This is a genomic window from Thermophagus sp. OGC60D27, from assembly GCF_052400625.1.
Lineage (GTDB): Bacteria > Bacteroidota > Bacteroidia > Bacteroidales > Marinilabiliaceae > Thermophagus.
In genome coordinates, this window is record NZ_JBQTGH010000014.1 from 35,072 (window position 1) to 57,326 (window position 22,255).

Annotated in this window: 20 protein-coding genes; 15 read left to right on the forward strand and 5 right to left on the reverse strand. The window is 44.2% G+C overall.

The window, feature by feature from the left end; genetic code table 11:
• Positions 1 to 4 precede the first annotated feature (4 nt).
• From ACT29H_RS14810 to kdsA, 3 genes are all read left to right on the forward strand, one after another.
• The gene (locus ACT29H_RS14810) at positions 5 to 2,962 is read left to right on the forward strand and encodes a glycoside hydrolase family 3 N-terminal domain-containing protein (protein WP_444822427.1); all 2,958 of its coding nucleotides are present in this window, start codon (positions 5 to 7) and stop codon (positions 2,960 to 2,962) included.
• A 138-nt stretch (positions 2,963 to 3,100) separates the two neighbouring features.
• Positions 3,101 to 4,378, forward strand: coding sequence for a replication-associated recombination protein A (locus ACT29H_RS14815; protein ID WP_444822428.1), 1,278 nt, complete (start codon positions 3,101 to 3,103; stop codon positions 4,376 to 4,378).
• 73 nt (positions 4,379 to 4,451) lie between these two features.
• Positions 4,452 to 5,297 carry a 3-deoxy-8-phosphooctulonate synthase gene (kdsA, locus tag ACT29H_RS14820; RefSeq protein WP_444822429.1) on the forward strand — a complete coding sequence of 282 codons (846 nt, stop codon included), beginning with the start codon at positions 4,452 to 4,454 and terminating at the stop codon, positions 5,295 to 5,297.
• Here kdsA and ACT29H_RS14825 read toward each other — a convergent pair.
• The 3 genes from ACT29H_RS14825 to ACT29H_RS14835 form a co-directional block, all read right to left on the reverse strand.
• Positions 5,269 to 6,084 carry a M48 family metallopeptidase gene (locus ACT29H_RS14825; protein WP_444822430.1) on the reverse strand — a complete coding sequence of 272 codons (816 nt, stop codon included), beginning with the start codon at positions 6,082 to 6,084 and terminating at the stop codon, positions 5,269 to 5,271. The two genes, kdsA and ACT29H_RS14825, sit on opposite strands and share 29 nt — an antisense overlap.
• Positions 6,085 to 6,443: 359 nt before the next feature.
• Positions 6,444 to 7,112, reverse strand: a complete 669-nt coding sequence (locus ACT29H_RS14830; RefSeq protein ID WP_444822431.1) for an AlbA family DNA-binding domain-containing protein — start codon at positions 7,110 to 7,112, stop codon at positions 6,444 to 6,446.
• Between the two features lie 177 nt (positions 7,113 to 7,289).
• Positions 7,290 to 8,075 (reverse strand): hypothetical protein, encoded by a 786-nt coding sequence (locus tag ACT29H_RS14835; protein WP_444822432.1) that lies wholly within the window; start codon positions 8,073 to 8,075, stop codon positions 7,290 to 7,292.
• 598 nt (positions 8,076 to 8,673) lie between these two features.
• Between ACT29H_RS14835 and ACT29H_RS14840 the strand changes: the two genes are divergently transcribed.
• From ACT29H_RS14840 to hydG, 11 genes are all read left to right on the forward strand, one after another.
• Positions 8,674 to 9,018, forward strand: a complete 345-nt coding sequence (locus tag ACT29H_RS14840; protein ID WP_444822433.1) for a hypothetical protein — start codon at positions 8,674 to 8,676, stop codon at positions 9,016 to 9,018.
• An 11-nt stretch (positions 9,019 to 9,029) separates the two neighbouring features.
• Complete coding sequence (locus ACT29H_RS14845) at positions 9,030 to 9,452, forward strand: ATP-binding protein (protein WP_444822434.1); 423 nt, start codon at positions 9,030 to 9,032, stop codon at positions 9,450 to 9,452.
• On the forward strand, positions 9,452 to 10,834 hold the full coding sequence (locus ACT29H_RS14850) for a [Fe-Fe] hydrogenase large subunit C-terminal domain-containing protein (RefSeq protein WP_444822435.1): 1,383 nt from the start codon (positions 9,452 to 9,454) through the stop codon (positions 10,832 to 10,834). The genes ACT29H_RS14845 and ACT29H_RS14850 overlap by 1 nt, the downstream gene beginning before the upstream one ends.
• Positions 10,821 to 11,156 (forward strand): DRTGG domain-containing protein, encoded by a 336-nt coding sequence (locus tag ACT29H_RS14855; RefSeq protein WP_444822436.1) that lies wholly within the window; start codon positions 10,821 to 10,823, stop codon positions 11,154 to 11,156. Before ACT29H_RS14850 ends, ACT29H_RS14855 begins: the two co-directional genes overlap by 14 nt.
• 2 nt (positions 11,157 to 11,158) lie before the next feature.
• Complete coding sequence (locus ACT29H_RS14860; protein ID WP_444822437.1) at positions 11,159 to 11,914, forward strand: PHP domain-containing protein; 756 nt, start codon at positions 11,159 to 11,161, stop codon at positions 11,912 to 11,914.
• 9 nt (positions 11,915 to 11,923) lie between these two features.
• Positions 11,924 to 12,445, forward strand: a complete 522-nt coding sequence (locus tag ACT29H_RS14865; protein ID WP_444822438.1) for an ATP-binding protein — start codon at positions 11,924 to 11,926, stop codon at positions 12,443 to 12,445.
• Between the two features lie 16 nt (positions 12,446 to 12,461).
• Positions 12,462 to 12,863, forward strand: a complete 402-nt coding sequence (locus ACT29H_RS14870; protein WP_444822439.1) for a (2Fe-2S) ferredoxin domain-containing protein — start codon at positions 12,462 to 12,464, stop codon at positions 12,861 to 12,863.
• 14 nt (positions 12,864 to 12,877) lie between these two features.
• Complete coding sequence (locus tag ACT29H_RS14875; RefSeq protein WP_444822440.1) at positions 12,878 to 14,671, forward strand: NADH-ubiquinone oxidoreductase-F iron-sulfur binding region domain-containing protein; 1,794 nt, start codon at positions 12,878 to 12,880, stop codon at positions 14,669 to 14,671.
• Positions 14,672 to 14,704: 33 nt separating this feature from the next.
• A complete protein-coding gene (locus ACT29H_RS14880; RefSeq protein ID WP_444822441.1) occupies positions 14,705 to 16,474 on the forward strand; it encodes an NADH-dependent [FeFe] hydrogenase, group A6 in 1,770 nt (589 codons plus the stop codon).
• A gap of 71 nt (positions 16,475 to 16,545) precedes the next feature.
• Positions 16,546 to 17,019, forward strand: coding sequence for an NADH-quinone oxidoreductase subunit NuoE family protein (locus tag ACT29H_RS14885; RefSeq protein WP_444822442.1), 474 nt, complete (start codon positions 16,546 to 16,548; stop codon positions 17,017 to 17,019).
• 137 nt (positions 17,020 to 17,156) lie between these two features.
• Positions 17,157 to 18,590: a [FeFe] hydrogenase H-cluster radical SAM maturase HydG gene (hydG, locus tag ACT29H_RS14890; RefSeq protein WP_444822443.1), complete on the forward strand. Its 1,434-nt coding sequence runs from the start codon at positions 17,157 to 17,159 to the stop codon at positions 18,588 to 18,590.
• Here the strand turns inward: hydG and ACT29H_RS14895 are convergent.
• Positions 18,587 to 19,519, reverse strand: a complete 933-nt coding sequence (locus ACT29H_RS14895) for a ketopantoate reductase family protein (protein ID WP_444822444.1) — start codon at positions 19,517 to 19,519, stop codon at positions 18,587 to 18,589. The genes hydG and ACT29H_RS14895 overlap by 4 nt on opposite strands.
• Before the next feature lie 171 nt (positions 19,520 to 19,690).
• Positions 19,691 to 21,304 (reverse strand): DUF4139 domain-containing protein, encoded by a 1,614-nt coding sequence (locus ACT29H_RS14900; protein WP_444822445.1) that lies wholly within the window; start codon positions 21,302 to 21,304, stop codon positions 19,691 to 19,693.
• Positions 21,305 to 21,508: 204 nt separating this feature from the next.
• On the opposite strand from ACT29H_RS14900, the gene ACT29H_RS14905 reads away from it, so the two are divergent.
• Positions 21,509 to 22,018, forward strand: a complete 510-nt coding sequence (locus tag ACT29H_RS14905) for a hypothetical protein (protein ID WP_444822446.1) — start codon at positions 21,509 to 21,511, stop codon at positions 22,016 to 22,018.
• Positions 22,019 to 22,255 lie beyond the last annotated feature (237 nt).

The following is a 22,255-nucleotide window of genomic DNA, read 5'->3' on the forward strand; positions in this document are numbered from 1 at the left end:
TCCAATGACTAAGTTCTTATATTCTAGAGTCCTGACTGTTTTTTTGCTTGTTTTATGGGGTCAGGATTCATTTTTGGCTCAAAACAATAATCCATCATCCATCATACAGTATGGTAAATCTTGGGCCGATTCGGTTTATCATACATTAACTCCGGACGAACGCATCGCTCAATTGTTTTGGATAAGGGGGGATGCCTCAGGAAACCCTGCTAAAATGGATGAGGATGCTGAATTTATAAAAAAATGGCAACCGGGAGGGGTTATTTATTTTCGCAGTGATTTAAGCCGGATGGTAACCATGACCAATTATTTGCAAGAGCTGTCCAAAGTTCCATTGTTTGTTGCAGTAGATGGGGAGTGGGGCCTGGGAATGCGTTTTAATGAAACCATATCTTATCCTTATGCGATGACGCTTGGTGCCATTCAGGATGATCAATTAATTTATCAAATGGGGAAGGAGATTGCCAGACAATTGAAAGAGGTGGGAATTCACGTAAACCTTGCCCCTGTTGTTGATGTGAACAATAACCCTGATAATCCCGTCATCGGACGCCGTTCTTTCGGTGAAGACCCGAGTAAGGTCTCCACCAAGGCCAATGCCTATATGGGAGGTCTTCAGGATGGCGGCGTTATGGCTGTTGCAAAGCATTTCCCGGGCCATGGGGATACCAATATGGACTCTCATAAATCTTTACCTTTAATTCCACATTCTCGCAAACATCTTGAGAAAACAGAACTTAAACCTTTCTCCCAATTAATACAATCCGGCGTTTGGGGCATAATGACAGGCCATCTGGAGGTGCCGGCATTGGAACCTTCGCGAGGTGTCCCCGCCAGCTTATCAGAGAATATTGTTCGGAAAGTGTTAAAGGATTCTTTAAATTTCAAAGGGTTGGTTATCACTGATGCGATCACGATGAAAGGAGCCAAGACGATGGGGCGGCCTGGGGTCGTAGATGCTATTGCACTGCAAGTTGGTAACGATGTGGTTGAGTTGACGGCTGACCTTCCGGGAGCTATTAAGACCGTCAAAGACTTCATTGCTAAAGGAAAAATGAGTTGGAACGATATTGAGGTAAAATGTAAAAAAGTCTTGGCGTTTAAGTATTTTTTTGGATTGAATAATACTCCTGAAATCCAATCGGATAGTCTTTCTGAACGTGTCAATACTCCCTTTGCAGCATTATTGGAACGGCAACTGTATGAGGCTGCTATGACGGTGGTCGTTAATCATGAGCAATCCATCCCGGTAAAAAGTCTTGAAGATGGCCATTTCGCAGGTGTCACGGTTGGTGAACTTCCTCACTTTGAGAACAGGGTTTTGAGTTATAAAGAGATGCCGTTTTTCAGGTTTTCCTCTGCCAAACCTCAGCTATTTCAAAGCACTCTTGATCATCTGGAAAAATACGACCGTTTAGTGGTGGCTATTGGAGACGATTGGGATTTCTTAGCGCCTGATCAGAGAAGCGATTTAATAGATTTACTTCAGAGAAAAAATAGTCTTGTGGCTTTTCTGGATAACCCTTACCAATTGGCCGCATGGAATCATGTAGATAAAGTGAAAGGATTGCTCATTGCCTATCAAAATAACGAAATCACTCAGGATGTATCTGCCCAGGTACTGTTTGGTGGCATTGGTGCCACCGGAAGACTGCCGGTTTCGGTGGGGGATGTTTTTTATGGTGGACAAGGAGTTGACACCCCGGGAGGTATAAGACTAAAATACACTATGCCGGAGGAGGTAGGTATGAGTAGTGTCTCTATTTCTCATAAGGTGGATTCCATTATCAACAGGGGAATTGAAGAAAAGGCCTTTCCGGGATGCCAGGTTCTGGTGGCCCGCAATGGAAAGGTGGTTTTTCATAAAGCTTATGGGTATCATACTTACGAAAAACGTCAGTCGGTAGCACTGGATGACCTTTACGACCTGGCATCGGTTACGAAAGCAACAGGCCCGTTACCGGTGCTAATGAAATTATGCGGAGATGGGATTATCAATTTGGATGATCCACTCAGTAAATATTTCCCGGATTGGAAGTCGGGTTTTTTACACCGTTCTAATAAGGAAAACTTGATATTTCGAGATGTTTTAGCCCATCAGGCGGGCTTAATACCCTATATCGCCTATTGGAAGATGGCACTAAAAGATGGGAGGTATTCACGACGGTGGTTTGATTTTAATGAGGGTGTGAAAGTGGATGATCATCTTTATTTAAAACCCCGATTTAAACGAAAAATCTATCGATCGGTGCGTAAGAGTGATTTGTTGAAAAGTAAGGACTATAAGTATTCAGGTCTTTCGTTTATTATATATCCCGAGATGATTAGCACTTTAACAGGGGTTGATTATGAGCATTACCTAGACTCGCTCTTTTTTCGTCCTTTGGGAGCTTCGTTTCTTATGTATAATCCGCTTGAGAGAGTCTCTGAAGAACGTATTGTTCCTACGGAATATGACCGTTATTTTCGAAAAAAGCTGGTTCATGGATATGTCCATGACGAGGCCGCTGCCGTGCTGGGCGGCATTAGTGGGAATGCTGGCTTATTTTCCAATGCAAACGACCTGGCAAAATTGTTGCAAATGTATCTCAATGAAGGATGTTATGGCGGGGAAAGGTTTATCGATGCCAAAATTATTCAGGAGTTTTCTGAGGTTCAATTTCCTGAAAATAATAACCGTAGAGGATTGGGGTTTGATAAACCGTTGTTGAAAAATTCAGGTTTGTCGTTGGAAGAGGCGTATCCTGCACCCTCGGTTAGTCCGTCTAGCTATGGCCATTCCGGGTTTACGGGTACTTTCTTTTGGATAGATCCTGATTATGATCTAGTGTATATCTTTCTGTCGAACAGGGTGTTTCCCACTCGTAACAATGCCAAAATATACGATCTGAACATAAGAACTTCGGTACAACAGGTTTTCTATGATTCATTAAGGCAATGCGGATATTTGGAAAATCAATAGTATCCTAGGTTTTGTGGTTTATCTAACGAATATAAAACCAATTCTCTTAGATCTTCTGTCTGACAACTGAAATACTTTTATCCTTCTGGGTTTTATTTCTTAATTTTGTGATCTTATTCTGAAAAAATTAATTGATCTATGAATGGATATCCCCCTCTGGCAGAACGTATGCGGCCTCAATCGCTTGATCAATATATTGGTCAGACACACCTGGTCGGAAAGGGGGCTGTTCTTTATCAGATGGTTACATCGGGAAGACTCTCGTCCATCATTTTATGGGGGCCACCGGGAGTAGGCAAAACAACATTGGCTAGAATTATTGCTAAGCAACTGGAACGACCGTTTTTTGTTCTCTCGGCTGTGAGCTCAGGGGTAAAGGATGTTCGCGAGGCGATTGAGAAAGCCAAAAAAGCAAGATTTTTCAATTCCGATTCTCCCATATTGTTTATTGACGAGATCCATCGGTTCAGTAAGTCACAACAGGATAGCCTGCTCGGCGCTGTGGAGGAAGGAACCGTTACTTTGATCGGTGCAACCACCGAGAATCCCTCATTTGAAGTCATCTCCCCGTTGCTTTCGCGCTGTCAGGTTTATGTATTAAAGCCCTTGAAGAAAGAGGAGTTAATGGTGTTGTTTGAGAGGATATGTAAAGATGATCCTGTATTAAAAAAGAGAAACATTGAGTTAAAGGAAGATGAGGCGTTATTTAGATTTGCCGGCGGAGATGCCAGAAAATTTCTCAATATTGTTGAATTGATCTGCAACTCGTTTAATGATAATGAGACCATTGAAATAACGAACGAGAATGTAACCAAACAACTTCAACAGAATCCTGCTCAATATGATAAAAACGGTGAAATTCATTACGATATCATTTCTGCCTTTATCAAGTCCATTCGAGGGAGCGATCCGGATGCTGCCGTTTACTGGCTGGCCAGAATGGTGGAAGGAGGTGAAGATCCCAAATTTATTGCCCGTCGGTTAATCATATCTGCATCCGAAGATATAGGGCTGGCCAATCCAAATGCTTTGTTGTTAGCCACCACAGCTTTTGATGCCATCAATAAGGTTGGATGGCCTGAGGCCAGAATTATTTTGAGCGAGGCAACCATTTATCTTGCCACCAGTCCTAAAAGTAATTCGGCTTATATGGCTATTAATAAGGCTCAGGAAATTGTGAAAAAAACAGGTAATCTGCCGGTTCCTTTGCATCTGAGAAATGCACCTACCAAATTGATGAAAGAACTTAACTACGGGAAAGAATATAAATATGCCCATGACTTCACCGATAATTTTGTGATTCAGGATTATCTGCCCCAAGCGCTGAACGATACCAAATTATTTCATCCGCAAGACAACCCGCAGGAAGTCAAAATAGCTGAGCGAATGAAGAAATTGTGGAAGGGACGAAAATAGCATGTATGTGTCGTGCTACAGAGATTAGCCCATAACAAAGAACTTTATTTTAACTTGAATAAATTTTCCGGATATGAATATTAATACCATACCCAAAATTAAACATGGAAACAGTGATCAGTTTTTTTTGTTGGCCGGACCATGTGCCATCGAAGGCGAAGAAATGGCCCTGAGAATTGCCGAAAAAGCTGTGCGTGTTACCGATAAATTGAAAATTCCATACATATTTAAAGGATCGTATCGTAAAGCCAATCGCTCACGTATTGATTCTTTTACCGGTATCGGCGATGAAAAGGCGCTGAAAATTCTAAGGAAAGTTTCTGAGACATTCGATATTCCAACCGTTACAGATATTCATTCCGCTGATGAAGCCCGATTGGCGGCCGAATATGTAGATGTTTTGCAAATTCCTGCGTTCTTGTGTCGCCAGACAGATCTCCTGGTGGCAGCCGCCAAAACCGGGAAGGTGGTTAATATAAAGAAAGGGCAATTTTTGGCACCCGAATCAATGATTTTTGCCATTAATAAAGTGCGTGATAGCGGAAATGACAATGTAATGGTCACCGATCGCGGAACCATGTTCGGCTATCAGGATTTAATCGTTGATTACAGAGGTATTCCGGTAATGCAAAAAATGGATGTGCCGGTAGTGCTGGATATTACCCACTCCCTGCAGCAACCCAACCAATCTAGTGGCGTGACCGGAGGTCAACCGGAACTTATCGAAACCATCGCCAAAGCCGGTATTGCCACAGGGTGTGATGGTATTTTCCTGGAAACCCACTTTGATCCCTCAAATGCAAAAAGTGATGGTGCCAATATGTTGCATTTGAATCATCTGGATCGTCTGATGACCCAATTGTCCATTCTGAGGGAAACGGTTCTGAAGATTAATTCTGCGGCGGATTATAGTATTTAAGAGCCTCAGGCATAAAATCATTTAAATTCTTGGCTCTGGTTTCGTCAGCAGGGTGAGTGCTCAAAAATTCTGGCGGTTTTTGGCCGCCCAGTTGCGACATACGTTTCCAGAAATTAACAGCTTCCCGGGGATTATATCCTGCCATGGCCATAAAGATCAGTCCCATTTTATCGGCTTCTGTCTCATGAGTCCGTGAATAGGGCAGGGTATAAACCACTTGGGAGCCGATGCCATAGGCCGCAAGAAAAATGTTTTTGGTCTGCTCGGGCTTTTCATCCAGAGCAACCGATATAGCCGTTCCAAGTCCTTGAACCGCCAATTGTTGACTCATCCGTTCGTTGCCGTGCCGGGCTACGGCATGGGCAATCTCATGCCCCATCACTACGGCCAGTCCTGTTTCATCTTGGGTTACAGGTAATATGCCTGTGTAAACTACCACTTTTCCTCCGGGCATGCACCAGGCATTGGGGGTGTCATCATCTACCAGGTTAAATTCCCAGGCAAAATTTGCCAACCGGTCACTCATTCCGTGATTCTTAAAATAGGTTTCGACAGCATTGGCTATTCGTTGCCCTACTCTTTTCACCATTTCAGTTGTTTCCTTGTCTTTCGATAGGTTGTTTTGACTTAAAAATTCTTCATATTGCGAAAAACTCATAGCCATAATTTCCGATTCAGGCAAAAGGTTCATCTGTTTTCGCCCGGTAATCGGAACCGTTGAACAGGATACAACGATGACTGCTGTCACTATTGAGATAAATGATAATAAATAATTCATTTTCTTCATGATGTGTAAATATTGAGTTGTTCAACTTTGTTGAGAATAGGTAGCACCAATATATATAATTCTTGGGAAATTCACCATCCTTTTTATGATCAGGTGTGGCAATTAAATAATTACGGACTATGTTATTTTATGGTGTTATGAATGGGGTCAATATTTTATCACGCCGGGAATTTGAAACTGCAAGGAACGTGAAAAAACAAAAGACCTGATATTTAAGTGTCATCCGGGCACGTTGAACATCTGCGTATTCATCGACGGATACCTAACTTCGATGCGACACAATCGCATGCTTCGATGGGATTTGACCACGAGCGAATGTTGCCTCAGTGGTCAGAATGGCCGTTCTTGTTCCTTTCGGATCAGATTTTGGATGCTCTTGTGTGGTCTTGTTCAGTATTTTCAAGGGGTGGTTCTTTAAGCATATAAAACACACCCCTTTCGGTAACTTTTATATCTAAAATTCCGAGAACAATAAGATTAACTAAAATTTGTTCGGCTTTTCTTCTGGAAATTTTAGCTATTCGGGAGAGTTTTGAGTGGGTGATGAACTTGTTTTCATCATTGAACCACTTAAGTAACGTTTGTTCCGGTTTTTGTAACTGAACAAAAGTTCCATGACTTCTTTTCTCTCTCATCCAAACTTTAAGCAATACTCTGTTCGCTAGTAGATTCTGATCTTTTACTCTGACATAGACTTTATATTTGCCTTCTTTGGTAGGCGCTTTATGTGGTCTGTTTTCACTCTTCGGTATGATGATCTCTATCACTGTCTTTCCCTCTGAATGCCATTCTTTCACTTCGAAGTCGACTGGAGGCCTGCAATAACGTTTTGCCGCAGCTTCCACCATGAAATACTCCTCGTCTGATGATACCCCTGCAATGCGGCCGTTATCTTTTACACCCACCAGTAAACGTCCGCCATCCGTATTGGCAAATGCTGCCAGTGAGCGAGCTATCTTTTTGCTGTCGTTGATGGCATACTTGAAATCCTGTTGCTGGTGTTCCCCTTCTGCAATTCTCTTTTTCAAATAGCGATTCACCTTTTTCTGCAGTTTTGTTGGCAAAGTTCGGGAAAATATTGAGGAAAATGAAATATCCTTTTTCTCGGGCAAGGAGGTTGATTTTTTATTTGTTCCAGAATCAATATGATGCTTTCCGCTTTCTTGCGGAAATAACTTGATGATGAATTTTGATGGATTGATGTGTTAATTGCAAGGTAAATACAAATCGTGACGGGGATTGACAAACAGGATCGGGGTATTGCCTCGTTGCTTTAGCAATTTCAATTCCGGTGGACCTGTAAATACGTATTCCGGAGAGTTTAAGCGGGTGGCCGGCATGATAAGCAGACTGTTTGGCGTGATTTGCGCATTTTTTACAGCCGTTTTAATTGTTTCTTTTTTGGAAGTGACGCATTTCATGGTTTTGCAGGCATTGTCTGAATGGTCCAACAATCGGGTTGTGAAACGGAGCAATTGTTTTAGTCTCCTTTGGCTTTCTTTATTTTTGAATTCCGGATGAAAAATGGTGAGTTCGCTGTTGTAGGCCCTGCTCCATGACAAGCACCAGGCTGAGGCTTCTTTTTCACCTTCACGGCCGCAAACCGGAAAAAATATTTGTTGTGGGTTCCAGCTAACATCCGGTTTTTCAGGTAATATAAGGTAGGGTATTTTTAACATTCGACATTGTGTGAAAAACCGGGTTGCTTTAAATCTTTTTTCGAGGTGCACAAGCGATTGGGAAACCATCACAAGAGAGAGCTCAGTATCGGCATGCTCGGTTTGCCATTTAAGCGTTTGAAAAAAGGTTTCTTCCGATCCCGAAACATCATATCCTTCTTTTATCAATTGCTTTTGAAAGTGTAGGTTTTTATCGTCGCAGGTGGTGAATAAAGGTTTGAAATTCAAAATGCCTGCCAAACGACGCCCCAGCTCTACAATGGATTTTGGTTGTGATTCCTTATGACTTAGAATAACCAGAAGTGCACTCATGATAATAGGAAGTTTGAGATTTAATCTGCTGTTGCCTGAACCTTTCGTGATTTGAAGCAGCAATGCTCCTCCCGGTCAAAAATATGGAAAATTGCAGAAGCTAGAAGAAGAAAAAGTTTTTTTCTTGCCAATTGGCAAGTTTACAAATTAAAAAAAGACGATGACAGGGGAATGGGGTATTAATTGGATTAATTTATAGGTCAAGTCGTGTTCGTTCCATTCGATCCGTGAAAAGGGTAAATTTTATGCTTGAGAGAGGGCTGAGAAAATATTGGTTTGGAGTTTTTGCTGACTATGAGGAACCGTTTTTTAGTCCGGAAAATGTGGGGTTAATTTAGATAAAATAGTGTTTAAAGAAGATAATTTTGTAAATCGGTTGTTGCCTTGCAATTGTGCTGTGATGATGTGTTCTAGTTATCACTGTTAAAGTTATTTAGATTGAGTATTGATTGTCTAAAATGTCTTTTTCCATTTTTTTAATTCGTTAAAAATTGTAGTTTCGTATATGTATTATAGAAAAAATTCTTTAAATGAATTAATTCTGTGAAGTGGCTGTGGTTCAGGAGGTGAATGAATGTTTTTATCAATATGTAGACGTATGAAAGTTAGAAAGTTGGTGGAAATACTGGAAGGAAAGATTGTTTGTGGAGAGGAATTTCTCGAAAGAGAAGTGGAGTATGGTTTTGCCAGCGATTTAATGAGCGATGTGTTGACCTTGGACATTGATAAGCTTGTCTTGATAACCGGACTGAATAATTTACAAACCATTCGGACGGCAGAAATGGCAGATATTGAATGTATTGTTTTTGCAAGAAATAAGCGTATCCATCCACCGATGATTGACGTTGCCCTTGAACATCAAATGGTGCTTGTGGAATGCCGCTTTTCCATGTTCAGGGCTGTTGCCAGACTGAGTGAGGCAGGATTGAAACCTGTATACTAATGGATGGGAGTATGATTTTAAAATATGAAATAGAGGGAGGAAATTTTTCAAAAGCCGGGAACGCCAGCAGCGCCGTGAAAAAAATTTTAAAACAGATTAATGTACCTCCGGCAACGATAAAACGGTTCGTCGTGGCCCTTTATGAAGGCGAAGTGAATGTGGTGGCACATGCCTGGAAAGGATGGATTTGTGTGGAGATTGAGCCGGAGAGGATTTATGTAATTATAAAAGATCAGGGTCCCGGAATTCCCGATATCGATCTGGCCATGCAGGAAGGTTTTTCTACTGCTTCCCAGGAAGTTCGGGAAATGGGATTTGGAGCCGGTATGGGACTCCCCAATATGAAGAAAAATGCAGACTTATTGAATATTTCCAGCGAAGTGGGAAAAGGTACGGTGGTAGAAATATCAATCTTTTTAAATAAAAAAAATTAATGGCCGATGTCAGAATTTATCACGCTTTGAAGGTGAATGAAGACCTTTGTTACGGATGCACCCATTGCCTGAATGCGTGTCCGGTGGAGGCCATCAGGATTCGAAATGGGAAAGCATTGATTCTGGACAACTGGTGTGTGGACTGTGGCGAGTGTATGCGCGTCTGTCCGGTGGACGCCATCTTTGTTGAGCAAGACGATTTTGAACGGATATTTCGTTTCAAGTGCAGAGTCGCTCTCGTGCCGTCGGTATTAATTGGCCAGTTTCCGTCCGAAGTGACTGAAGCCGGAATTTTCTCGGTTATGCGCGAACTGGGGTTTACCCACGTGTTCCAAACCGAACACACCGCTGGGTCCATCATTAAATCTATGCTTGAAGCTGCACGGGACACAGAGGATAAACCGGTTATTTCTTCCTTTTGTCCGGCCATCGTCCGGTTGATTCAAATTAAATTTCCTGCTTTGCTGCATCAGGTCATGCGAATAAAACCCCCCATCGATGTTTCTGCACTCTATTTTAGAAAACGGCTGGAAGATGAAGGACACAATCCCGACGATATAGGCATTTTTTATGTCACCCCTTGTGCCGCCAAGATTGCTGCAGTGAAAAGTCCTGTCGGTGAGAAAAGATCCTCTTTGGATGGCGTGATTAATATGGACTTCATCTACAATAGAATATACAGATTGATTAAAAACCGGAAAAACAGAAACAGTATTTCACCTGGTGAAATGCTTCCGTTACTTAGCCCGCGATCCATAAAATACAGCTTGACGGGAGGAGAGGCAAACGCTATGGAAGGACGCTGCCTGGCCATTGATGGCATTCATAATGTCATTGAATTCTTGGAAAAACTGGAAAACGATGAATTCAGCGATCTCGATTTTCTGGAACTCAGAGCCTGCGATCAGAGTTGTGCAGGAGGTGTATTGGTGGGAGGAAACCGATTCCTGACCACCGAACGACTCAACAAAAGGGCGCATCGTTTTCAAGGGGTAGCCGACATACCGGGAGACATTAAAGCCTATTCCGGTTTTTTGGGCGGTAACAGCATTGCACGGGACGAGCTAAAACCTCGTTCAATGTTGGCTTTGGATCCGGATGTGGGCGAAGCATTAAGAAAGATTCAGCAGGTACGTCACTTGATGTGCTTTTTGCCGGGGATTGATTGTGGCGCATGTGGCGCACCTAATTGTCAGAGCTTGGCACAGGATGTTGTAAGAGGCACAGCCCAGCTTTCGGCCTGTGTATTTATTCAACGAATGATGGAGAAGCATCGAAAATTAAGTGGTGACCATGCGTTGAGAATTATTGAAAAAATCTGGGGGGAAAACCGATTGGATAAAAACTGTAATAAGAAAGGAGCCGAAAATGACAGTCAGTGAGATGATCAATAAACTGGGATTAACCGTATTTGGCGGTGAAAATGGCCTTCATCGGCCCATCGCAGGCGGTTATGTGTCCGACTTATTGAGCGATGTGATGGGAAATGCGTCCGAAGGGGATGTGTGGATTACTCTTCAAACCCATAAAAATGTAATGGCCGTGGCTTCCCTGAAGGAGGTGGCGGCAGTGATACTGGTTAAAGGCTTGAAGCCGGATGCCGACACCCTTGCCCAAAGCCAAAAGGAGGGGATCCCTCTGTTGGGAACCACATTGGAAACTTTTGAAGTGGCCGGACAACTTTATGAATTCCTTAAAAAATAAGAATGGATGATCTCTGTGTGTTTCGGGCCGATTTGCATGTCCATACCTGTTTGTCACCTTGCGGCAGTTTGGATATGAGTCCGGTAAGGATTATTCGCGAAGCCAGAGAAAAGCAAATTGACATATTGGGAATTACCGATCATAATTCGACCCGACAGTGTAAGGTGATTATGGAATTGGGGCAAAAGGCCGGAATAACGGTGTGGGGTGGGGCCGAAATTAATACCCGTGAGGAGGTGCACTGTCTGGCACTGTTTGATGATTGGAAGGCACTGGAGGCGTTTCAGCAATGGCTGGACCGGTGGCTCACGGTGATACGGAACAAGCCTGACTATTTCGGGCATCAGGTATGGGTCGACGAAAAGGAAAATATTCTGGGGGTGGAAGACCGCCTGCTGATTGCTGCGTTGGATCGGAGTATGGAACAATCATATGATGAGGTGCATCGGCTGGGTGGCATCTTTATCCCGGCTCATATCAACCGAAAAAGCTACAGCCTGATCAGTCAGTTAGGGTTTGTATCCCCCGATATAAAGGCTGATGCATTGGAGATTTGCAAAGGGGTAAAAGGTGAGACCATTGAAAGGATGAGATGGGCAGGCATTAAACCTCTTATTGGTGGTTCGGATGCCCACTATCCCGAACAATTGGGAACAGGCATTACGCTTTTGAAAATGAAAAATAGAACGCTGAATGAGTTTAAAAAAGCGCTTAAGGGTGAGATGGGACGTGGCGTCCTGGCTCTTCCCAACAAATAAAGGAAGCTTATGAAGGATCTGGCAATGCATATTATGGATATTGTTGACAACTCAGTAAATGCCGGAGCAACCCATGTCGAAGTGCAACTGAATTATCGCGGTAACATTCTGGAGATGACCATCCGTGACAATGGATGCGGGATAGATCCTGCTATGATTGAACGTGTGACAGATCCTTATACTACTTCCAGAACATCTCGGAACGTGGGGCTGGGGCTTTCCTTTTTAAAGATGAACGCCGAGCGGACGGGAGGAAAGGTGACGGTTCTCTCCGAACCTCAAAAAGGAACCACCATTGCGGCCACATTTATAACCAGTCACATCGATTGCATCCCGGAAGGGGATCTGGCAAAAACTTTGGCCCTGATAATTTCCGGAAATCCACTTATCGATTTCAAGATCAGGATTATTAAAGAAAATCAATTCTTTGAAATATCATCAGGGGAAATAAAGGAAATACTGGATGGCATTCCTGTTTCTCATCCAAAAGTGAATGTTTTGATTCGAAATATGTTGAATGAAATTGTTTAAGTAAAAGAAGTTGAATATGAGTGATAAAGTTAAAAATCTTCAGGACCTCAGGGATTTGAGGGATGAACTCAAAGGAAAAATTCTTTTGCGTGAGAAAAGCAATGCCCCGGAAAAACTGGTGCAGATAAAAGTGTCGATGGCGACTTGCGGTATCGCCTCTGGCGCACGCGAAACCATGAACTACCTCATTGATGAATTGGATAAGCAGGACGTGGATGCTGTAGTGACCCAAACAGGATGCATGGGGTATTGTTATGCCGAGCCTACCATTGAAGTGACTTTGCCCGGTGAAAAACCTGTGGTATTTGGTTATGTAGATACGGCTAAAGCGGCAGAAATCATTGATAAATACATTAAGAATGGGGAATTGGTGGATGGCATCATTCCCGACACTTATAAGACAATCGACAATAAATAAACCCTTTTTTAGCTATGGCCAAATTCAAGTATCATGTTCTGGTTTGCGGAGGTACCGGTTGCCGGGCTTCCCAAAGCGATGCCATCGTCGCCAATCTCAAAAAGGCGGTGGCGGATAACAATCTTGCCAACGACGTCCAGGTGATCAAAACCGGCTGTTTCGGTTTCTGTGAAAAGGGACCCGTGGTGAAAATGGTCCCCGACAATACTTTTTACGTGCAGGTGACACCTCAGGATGCTGAAGAGTTGGTGCTCGAACATCTGGTTAAAGGACGAAAAGTTAACAGACTGCTCTATGTCGATCCTGAAACCAACGCTTCGGTGAGCGATTCCAAACATATGGAGTTCTACAAAAAACAATTGAGAATAGCTTTAAGAAATTGTGGGTTTATTGATCCAGAAAATATAGAGGAATACATCGCCCGGGACGGATACTCTGCCCTTGGAATGGTTATGGAACAACTTTCCCCCGAAAAAGCCATTGAGGTGGTTAAGGAGTCCGGTCTCAGAGGTAGAGGAGGGGGGGGGTTCCCCACCGGACTGAAGTGGGAGCTGACCCGAAAATCAAATGCCAATCAAAAATTTGTTGTTTGTAACGCCGATGAAGGCGATCCCGGAGCCTTCATGGATCGGTCAATACTGGAAGGTGATCCTCATTCTGTTTTGGAAGCTATGGCTATTTGCGGTTATTGTATTGGGGCTGATAAAGGGCTGATCTATATCCGCGCGGAATATCCCCTGGCCATTAAACGTCTTAAGATAGCCATTGATCAGGCCCAACAATATGGTTTGCTTGGTGATAATATTTTCGGTTCCGGGTTTTCGTTTGATGTGACCATTCGTTATGGTGCCGGCGCTTTTGTATGCGGCGAAGAAACGGCACTCATTCATTCCATGGAAGGGAAACGGGGCGAACCCACCGTAAAGCCACCATTTCCCGCACAAAGTGGTTACAAGGGCCAACCCACCAATGTCAACAATGTGGAAACCCTTGCCAATATTCCTGTCATCTTTTTGAAAGGAGCCGATTGGTTTAGAAATATTGGGACGCCTAAAAGTCCGGGAACCAAAGTGTTTGCGCTGGCCGGAAAGGTTAACAATGTGGGACTTATCGAAGTGCCAATGGGTACTACCTTACGGGAAGTGATTTTTGATATCGGTGGCGGTATTAAGGGCGGAAAGAAGTTTAAAGCCGTTCAAACCGGAGGGCCTTCAGGCGGATGTCTGACAGAGAAACACCTGGATCTGCCCATCGATTATGAGACATTGCTGGCCAATGGGTCCATGATGGGGTCAGGAGGGATGATTGTTATGGATGAGGACGATTGCATGGTCTCTGTCGCTAAATTCTATCTCGACTTCACCGTGGAAGAAAGCTGCGGGAAATGTTCTCCTTGCCGCATCGGAAACAAGAGACTCTATGAATTACTCGATAAAATAACCCTTGGGAAAGGCGAGGAGGGCGATCTGGTCCGACTCAGAAATTTGGGAAATGTGATCAAAGATACGGCTCTTTGCGGATTGGGACAGACATCCCCCAACCCGGTGTTATCGACCATGGATAATTTCCCCGATGAGTATGAAGCACACGTTAAAAATGGAAAATGTCCGGCCGGACAATGCCGGGCTCTCATGCAGTATGTGATCGACCAAAACTTATGTGTTGGGTGTACTCTGTGCTCCCGGGTTTGTCCTGTCGATGCTATTTCCGGCAGTAAAAAATTGCCTCATTTTATCAATAGTCTGGTTTGTATCAAGTGCGGGGCTTGCATGGAAAAATGTAAGTTCGGTGCCATCAGTGTTCAGTAGCCTGAGTTTTAATCATTGGAAAATCGTATTAAGATGAACATCGTAAAATTAATCATAGATGACAAGCCGGTGGTAGTAGAGCAAGGAACTACCATTCTGGAAGCCGCCAAATCCATCGGAATTAACGTTCCTTCGTTGTGTTATATGAAGATGGAAGACCTAAATTTCGAAAACAAACCGGGAGGATGCAGAGTGTGTGTGGTGGAAGTAGAAGGACGCCGGAATCTTGCCCCTGCCTGCAAAACGGAATGTACCGAAGGAATGATTGTTAAAACGCATACCGTGAGAGTCATAAATGCACGTCGTACCGTTGTGGAACTCATACTTTCCGATCATCCTGCCGAATGTCTGACCTGTGCCAAATCGGGAGAGTGTGAATTGCAGAAATTGGCTCAGAATTTGGGAATCAGGGAAATTCACTATACCGGCGCACAATCTCATTACAAAGGAGATCGGTCCCCTGCCATCATCCGGGAAATGGACAAATGCATTATGTGTCGTCGTTGCGAAACCATCTGCAACGAAGTACAAACGGTTGGTGTCTTGTCGGCCGTCAATCGTGGCTTTGAATCGGTGGTAGCCCCCGCTTTTGAGATGGATCTGGACCATTCGGTTTGTACTTATTGCGGCCAGTGCGTGGCTGTGTGTCCCACCGGCGCTTTAACCGAGCGCGATTATACATGGAAGGTGATCGATGCGCTGGTCGATCCTCAAAAAACGGTGGTGGTTCAAACCGCACCGGCAGTAAGAGCTGCCCTGGGAGAAGCATTCGGGATGGAACCCGGCACTCTGGTTACAGGGAAAATGGTGTCGGCACTCAAAAAACTTGGGTTCGATTATGTGTTTGATACCGACTTTGCTGCTGACCTCACCATCATGGAAGAAGGTACCGAGTTTCTCGACCGGCTAAATCGTTTCTTGAATGGTGATCAAAGCGTTAAATTGCCAATCCTGACAAGCTGTTGTCCCGCCTGGGTCAAGTTTTTTGAGCACCAGTTTCCGGAAATGTTAGAGATCCCCTCTACGGCCAAATCTCCTCAGCAAATGTTTGGGGCCATTGCCAAAACTTATTTTGCCAAAATCCTTAAAAAGAAACGAGAAGACCTGGTGGTGGTATCTGTGATGCCTTGCCTGGCCAAGAAATATGAGTGCACACGTGATGAGTTTTCCGTAAACGGTGACCCCGATGTGAATGTGTCTGTTACTACCCGCGAGCTGGCACAGCTCATCCGAAACGCCAACATCGATTTTGCTGCCCTTGAGGACGATGAATTCGATCAACCGCTGGGTGAATCTACCGGCGCCGGAGTAATTTTCGGAACCACCGGCGGTGTCATTGAAGCTGCCGTGCGCACTGCCTATGAGTTGCATACCGGTAAAAACCTTGAAAAAGTAGAGTTTGAGGAGCTCAGAGGTATGGATGGTCTGCGCAAAGCTTCCGTGGATTTTAACGGTATGAAACTAAATATCGGAATTGCTCACGGACTGGGAAATGCGCGTAAATTATTGGAGGATGTAAAGGCCGGGAAGTCTGATTTCCACGCCATTGAAATTATGGCTTGTCCCGGTGGTTGCATCGGAGGGGGCGGACAGCCCTATCATCACGGCAATGTGGAGATCCTTAAAAAAAGACAACGCGCCATTTATGCCGAAGATGCAGGAAAAACCATCCGAAAATCTCACAAAAATCCCTTTATTCAGGAATTATATGCCCAATTCCTCGGGAAACCGCTCAGTGATCTGTCGCATGAATTATTACATACTCATTATTTCAACCGGAAGAAAAAGACAGAGATCGAATAACGGTGGACTGTGGAGGGATCTAAATTCTAACCTGCTAAATGATCATTGGTAATTGAAAATTAACTTGCGATATGGCAAAAATCAAAATACCCGATAATAAAGTTCAAGAACTGAAAGACATTTGTAAAAAGTTCAACAATGAACCGGGAGAACTGATTAATGTTCTTCATCAGGCTCAAAATCTATTAGGTTATCTTCCTGCCGAGGTGCAGGAGATCGTGGCTGAAGAATTAAATGTTTCGGTGGCTCATGTTTATGGGGTGGTGACGTTTTATTCCTTTTTCTCCATGTTGCCCAAAGGAAAACATCCTATTTCCATCTGTATGGGTACGGCCTGTTATGTCCGTGGCGCGGAAAAAGTATTGGATGAATTTAAACGAAGGCTCGATATCAAAGTGGGTGAAACCACCCCCGACGGAAAGTTTTCCCTCAGTTGCCTGAGATGCGTCGGTGCCTGTGGCCTTGCCCCGGTCATTACCATCGGAGAAAGAGTGTACGGACGAGTGTCGCCTGAAGATGTAAAGAAAATTCTGGATGAGTATTAAAAACCGGCGATAGAGACTATGTTCCTGATACAGGGGGCCTGACATTTTTCGGTGCTAAAGATGTCCCATTCTTTTTCGGCGCATTTGTTTCCATTACCCGGCAATCATCGTACCTTTATCCCTTTAAAGATTAAGCTATGCCTAATATTTATGATCCGCAGCAATATAAGCTTGATGATCGTCCAATGGAGAATTTTTTGGATGCCAATGAAATATGGGACATCCTCAAACGTAATGAAAATCCGGATCCCCAAAGAGTGCGCGAAGTTATTGCCCGGGCTTTGGATAAGAACCGGCTTACGCTGGATGAAACCGCTGTTCTGATCAATGCCAATACCCCGGAGCTGATTGAAGAAATAAAAAACGGGGCCCGCCAACTGAAAGAGAAAGTTTACGGAAAACGCATCGTGTTGTTTGCGCCCCTGTATATTGGAAACTTGTGTGTTAATAATTGTGCTTATTGTGGTTTCCGGGCCGATAATCAAAAGCAAAAGCGCATGACTCTCTCGCCCGAAGAAATCCGAGATGAGGTGACCATGCTCGAAGATGCCGGACATAAGCGTCTAATTCTGGTTTTTGGCGAACATCCCAAATACGATCCACAATTTATCGCCGATACGGTTCGTCAGGTTTATAAAGTAAAACATTTGAATGGTGAGATCAGAAGGGTTAACATCAATGCCGCACCCCTCGACGTGGATGGGTTTAAAACCGTTAAAGATGCCGGCATCGGAACCTATCAGGTGTTTCAGGAGACCTATCACCGGGATACTTACCTGAAAGTGCATCTGGGTGGAAAAAAACGGGACTATGACTGGCGCATTACCTCCCTTGACCGTGCTCAGGAGGCCGGAATAGATGACGTAGGCATTGGGGCTTTGTTGGGGCTTTACGACTGGCGATTTGAAGTGATGGGGCTGCTGCGGCATGTAAACCATTTTGAGGCCGTTTATAATGTCGGTCCCCATACCATTTCTTTTCCACGTATTAAAACCGCATCAGGATTTAAAGTCAGAGATGATTACAATGTCTCCGATGAGGATTTTACGCGCTTAGTGGCCATCCTAAGATTGGCTGTCCCCTATACCGGATTAATCCTTACGGCCCGGGAACCGGCACATATCCGCGATGAGGTGCTCCAATTTGGCGTTTCACAAATCGATGGCGGTACCAATATTGAAATGAAAGGCTATTCCAAACAAAAGAATCAGCAAGACCTCGATCAGGAACAGTTTACCATCGGAGACAACCGTTCCCTGAACGAGGTGATGGAGGAATTAATAGGCCATGGATATTTACCCTCATTTTGTACCGCATGCTATCGACTGAAACGGACCGGGGAACATTTTATGGAATTCTCTGTCCCCGGATTTATCAAACGGTTTTGTCAGCCCAATGCCATACTTACCATGGCCGAATATCTTGAGGATTATGCGCCTCAGAAAACAAAAGAGATGGGATATCACCTGATCGAAGAAAACCTGAAAGACTACCGGGACGAACAGTTTCGTGAAAAATTATCCCAACGGCTGGATCGCATAAAAAAAGGGGAGAGGGATTTGTATTTCTAATCCCGCTCTGCTTGCCTGGCTTTTTTTTCCATCAGTAATAATGAATAATAGACAAACCGGTTTACCGGGACATCCACTCCGGCTTTGTCGGCCAGTTTTACCACGGTTCCGTTTTGATATTCCAGTTCGGATGGTTTGCCTTCCCATACATCACGGGTGAGAGAAGAGGTGGACTCATAAGGAAACGAGTCAATAAATGCCATGGTTTTGTCCACCAATTCAGGTTCCAGATTGATCTTTAGGGCTTTGGCGAGCTGTGCTATCTCTTCAAATAGGTTGCGCATCATCTGACGTGTTTCGGGCTGTTCGCGCACTTCTCCATAGGTGGCACGGGTTACCCCTAGGAGTCCGCTGACACAAATAGCCAGGAATTTACGCCACAAATCCGCCTGTATGTCTTTTGAAACAACCGATTGAATAGCCGCCTTCTCAAAAACCGCTTGAAGATCTGCAACCCTTTGCGTCTGAGAACTGTCACATTCCCCAAAGACAATGGTGGGTTCAACGGCAAAATGATTGATGATTCCCGGCCCGTCGATTTTGCTGATGATGCGGCATAGTCCGGAAAGTACATTGTTTTCAGGTAAAAAGGATTTTAATTCATCGCTGGCCAATACCCCGTTTTGCAACGGTAATACCATGGTTTTTTCATGAATAACCGGTGCCAGTTGGCGGGCAATTTCTTTAACCTGCCAAGCCTTTACGGCGATTATCACCAAATCGGGGGTGCCGGCTTCACTGATCTTATCGGTTACTTTCACCGGCTTTACATGAATATCGCCATTGATGCTTTTTACTTTCAGTCCATCCTTTTCCATGGCCGCTTTGTGGGCCCCACGTGCAATAAAGGTTACATCATTTCCGGCAACCGCCAAACGGCCTCCAAAATAACCGCCTACACCACCGGTGCCTATCACTAATATTCGCATTTCTATCTTAGTTTTATTTTTAGTTTGCCGAAACTACTAAATATTCGGTAAAATCTCAATCCCATAATATTTGTTTTGGGGTGTCAATGTATTAAAAACCAGGTTCTCAGTGTTATTCTCCGAAATATATTCTAACATCTAACATCTAATCTTTTATGTGTCAAATCGATGTTATTCCAGAATCAAATTTTGGTCTTTAGGATACCTTACCGAATAGATCAGCCTCAGCTCTTTGGTTTCGCCGGGTGCCAGATTCAATTCCCAGGCGATCTTACCCAATACAGCGTTGACCCGTGCGCCACTGCTTTCTTCCAAATCTATTTTAATTTCACTGTTTGAGGATACCGGATATTGATCTTCTACCATAATCTTTGCCCGGCTGTCTTTGGTGTTTTTAACCGTTATTTTCCATGCTTTGGTCTCTTTGCGGTTGTTTCCCAAAAACGATTTGGAGGAATAATCTTTCAACAGCTCACGTTTAACCACAATGGCCGGGTCGCGGCCCACCGACACTTTTAGGGTATCTTCTGAGGTATACGGATCGAGAAAGGTTTTGCCTTGATAGGTTTGATGGAGATAAATATTGGCTTCACCGGGCAACAGGTCGAGATCACTCCATTGAGAAATATGAGCCAGCAAATAAACATGGGGTGATAATTTGGGGACCGTCGCATACTGATAACCGGCCTCTATCCTGTAATCACGCACTGCCACATCATAACCTTGATTATCGGATGGGATGGTGTAAGGAATGTTGATTTGGAAAGCCGTAGTGGTTGGTTGGCGGGCAACGGTAACATTGGTACGTTTTAATGGGGTGGTACCGCGAATGAGCAATGGCTTTCCTTTTTTGGCATCGGCCGTAATAGTCATTTCGTTCAGTTCCATAGCGTCATCTGTCACCTGGATCGATTTCATGGGAGCAGGTCTTTGGAAATCCAGGAACCAGGGTTGCAGTTCAGGTTTGTAATTGCTGATTGAGGGATTGCCGGTGGAGAGCGTCAGCTTTACGTTGTTCCAGGCTTCCTGTGTGTTTTGAAATACTTTTGCCTTATAGACCAGTGTTACCGGTTCATTGGTGTCATCCACGCGGATATCATAGAACGGTTGCCAGTGCGCATCTCGAACGGTATAGGTCAGAAGAATTGAAGTAGTTACAGCCCGGGGTGCCGACACAGCCACCTTTACCGTACTGGTAGGTTGGTTCTTTGTGGCGTTCAGCTCACCAAGCTGACGGTTCAGCTTCTCCAGACGTTCTTGCATTTTATGGGTCGTTTGCACATTGGCAAATATTGATTCTTCTATTTGGGTGAGCCGCTTCCGGAAAAAATCGGCCGCTTTGATGAGCTGGTCCACATCAACGCCTGTTTCTGCGCCACCAATGGTCTGATTGCTGAGAAGCATTTCCCGTTCTTTCACAAAAACGTTGCGGGAATTTTGCATCAGATCTATGCTGTCTTTCAATGCATCCCGTTGTCTGGTGAGTCGGTCAATCCGGGCATCGGAAGTGGCTTCTTCCATATAATCGAAGCTTTGATTGACTGATAGTATGGTGATTTCTTTCCCGGTGGCCACCAGCAGGCTATTGGTATTAAGTCGTGAGGTGAGTCCCTTAAAGAGCAACTCACTGGTTCCTGCAGGAACGCTGACTTGGGCCATCCGCGTTACTTGGGCGCCGTTCAGGTAAACCACAACCTCTTTTATTTCCGATTCTACAGTTTTTAAATTTCCCGCCTGAAGCGACGTGAAAACCAAAATGGTGATAAACAGGACTATTGTTCTCATATCATTCTGTTTTGAAAGTTTTTCGAAGTACAATAATAAAGAATAGTATCAAATATACATTTATCGTGCCCGAATTTCCAGTTGACGATAAATTTTGAGGGAGTGTTCATCAATCTGTGTCCTGATTATTTTTATGGGGACACAGTTCCGTGAATATTCTCAGGACAAGAGATTGCAACCAGTGCGTATAGTAATGCCATTAATGTGGAGGGTTTTGCAACCAGTGCGGCACCCTTTGCAGCCAATGCAGATAACATTACAATCGCTGCAGATGTTTCTACAGCCAATACAGATGGCATTGCAACCGTTGCAGATGTTTCTACAGCCAATGCAAATGGCTTTGCATCCGTTGCAGATGGCTTTGCAACCATTGCAGATGGTCTTGCAGCCAATGCAGAAGCCTTTACAATCAATGCAGATGGCCTTACAGCCGATGTAAAAGGTTTTACAGTCAGTGCAGATGGTTTTGCAGCCTTTGCAGAAGGCTTTGCAGCCAATGCAGGTGGTTTTGCAACCGATGTAACCGGGTTTACAGTTAATGCAGACAGGATTGCAATTAATGCAGATGGCCTTGCAGCCTATGCGGAAGGTAATGCAACCATCGAAAATGGGTATACAGTTCGCGTAGATAATATTGGGGTAGGCAGAGAAAGATCTCCTTTTCAGCGCGGAAGGGTTTGTGTCGAGTGTCAGGGTGTTTTTACCGCGTTCTGATGGCCATATAATAAGCGTGAGATGTTTTACAGACATCTCTTATGGCGACGCAGCCAGTGTATGGCAGTTTGCATTAAAAATGAAAATGAATCGAGAACAGCAATGTTTGACGCCTAAAAAAACGAATATTAAAAGATACAGGCAGAGTGGAATTGATTGGATCGTGAGCAGATATGCCAATGGATTGCGTGGGACCTATGGCATGGCGCACGGGGATCAAGGGAGAAAGGAGGAATG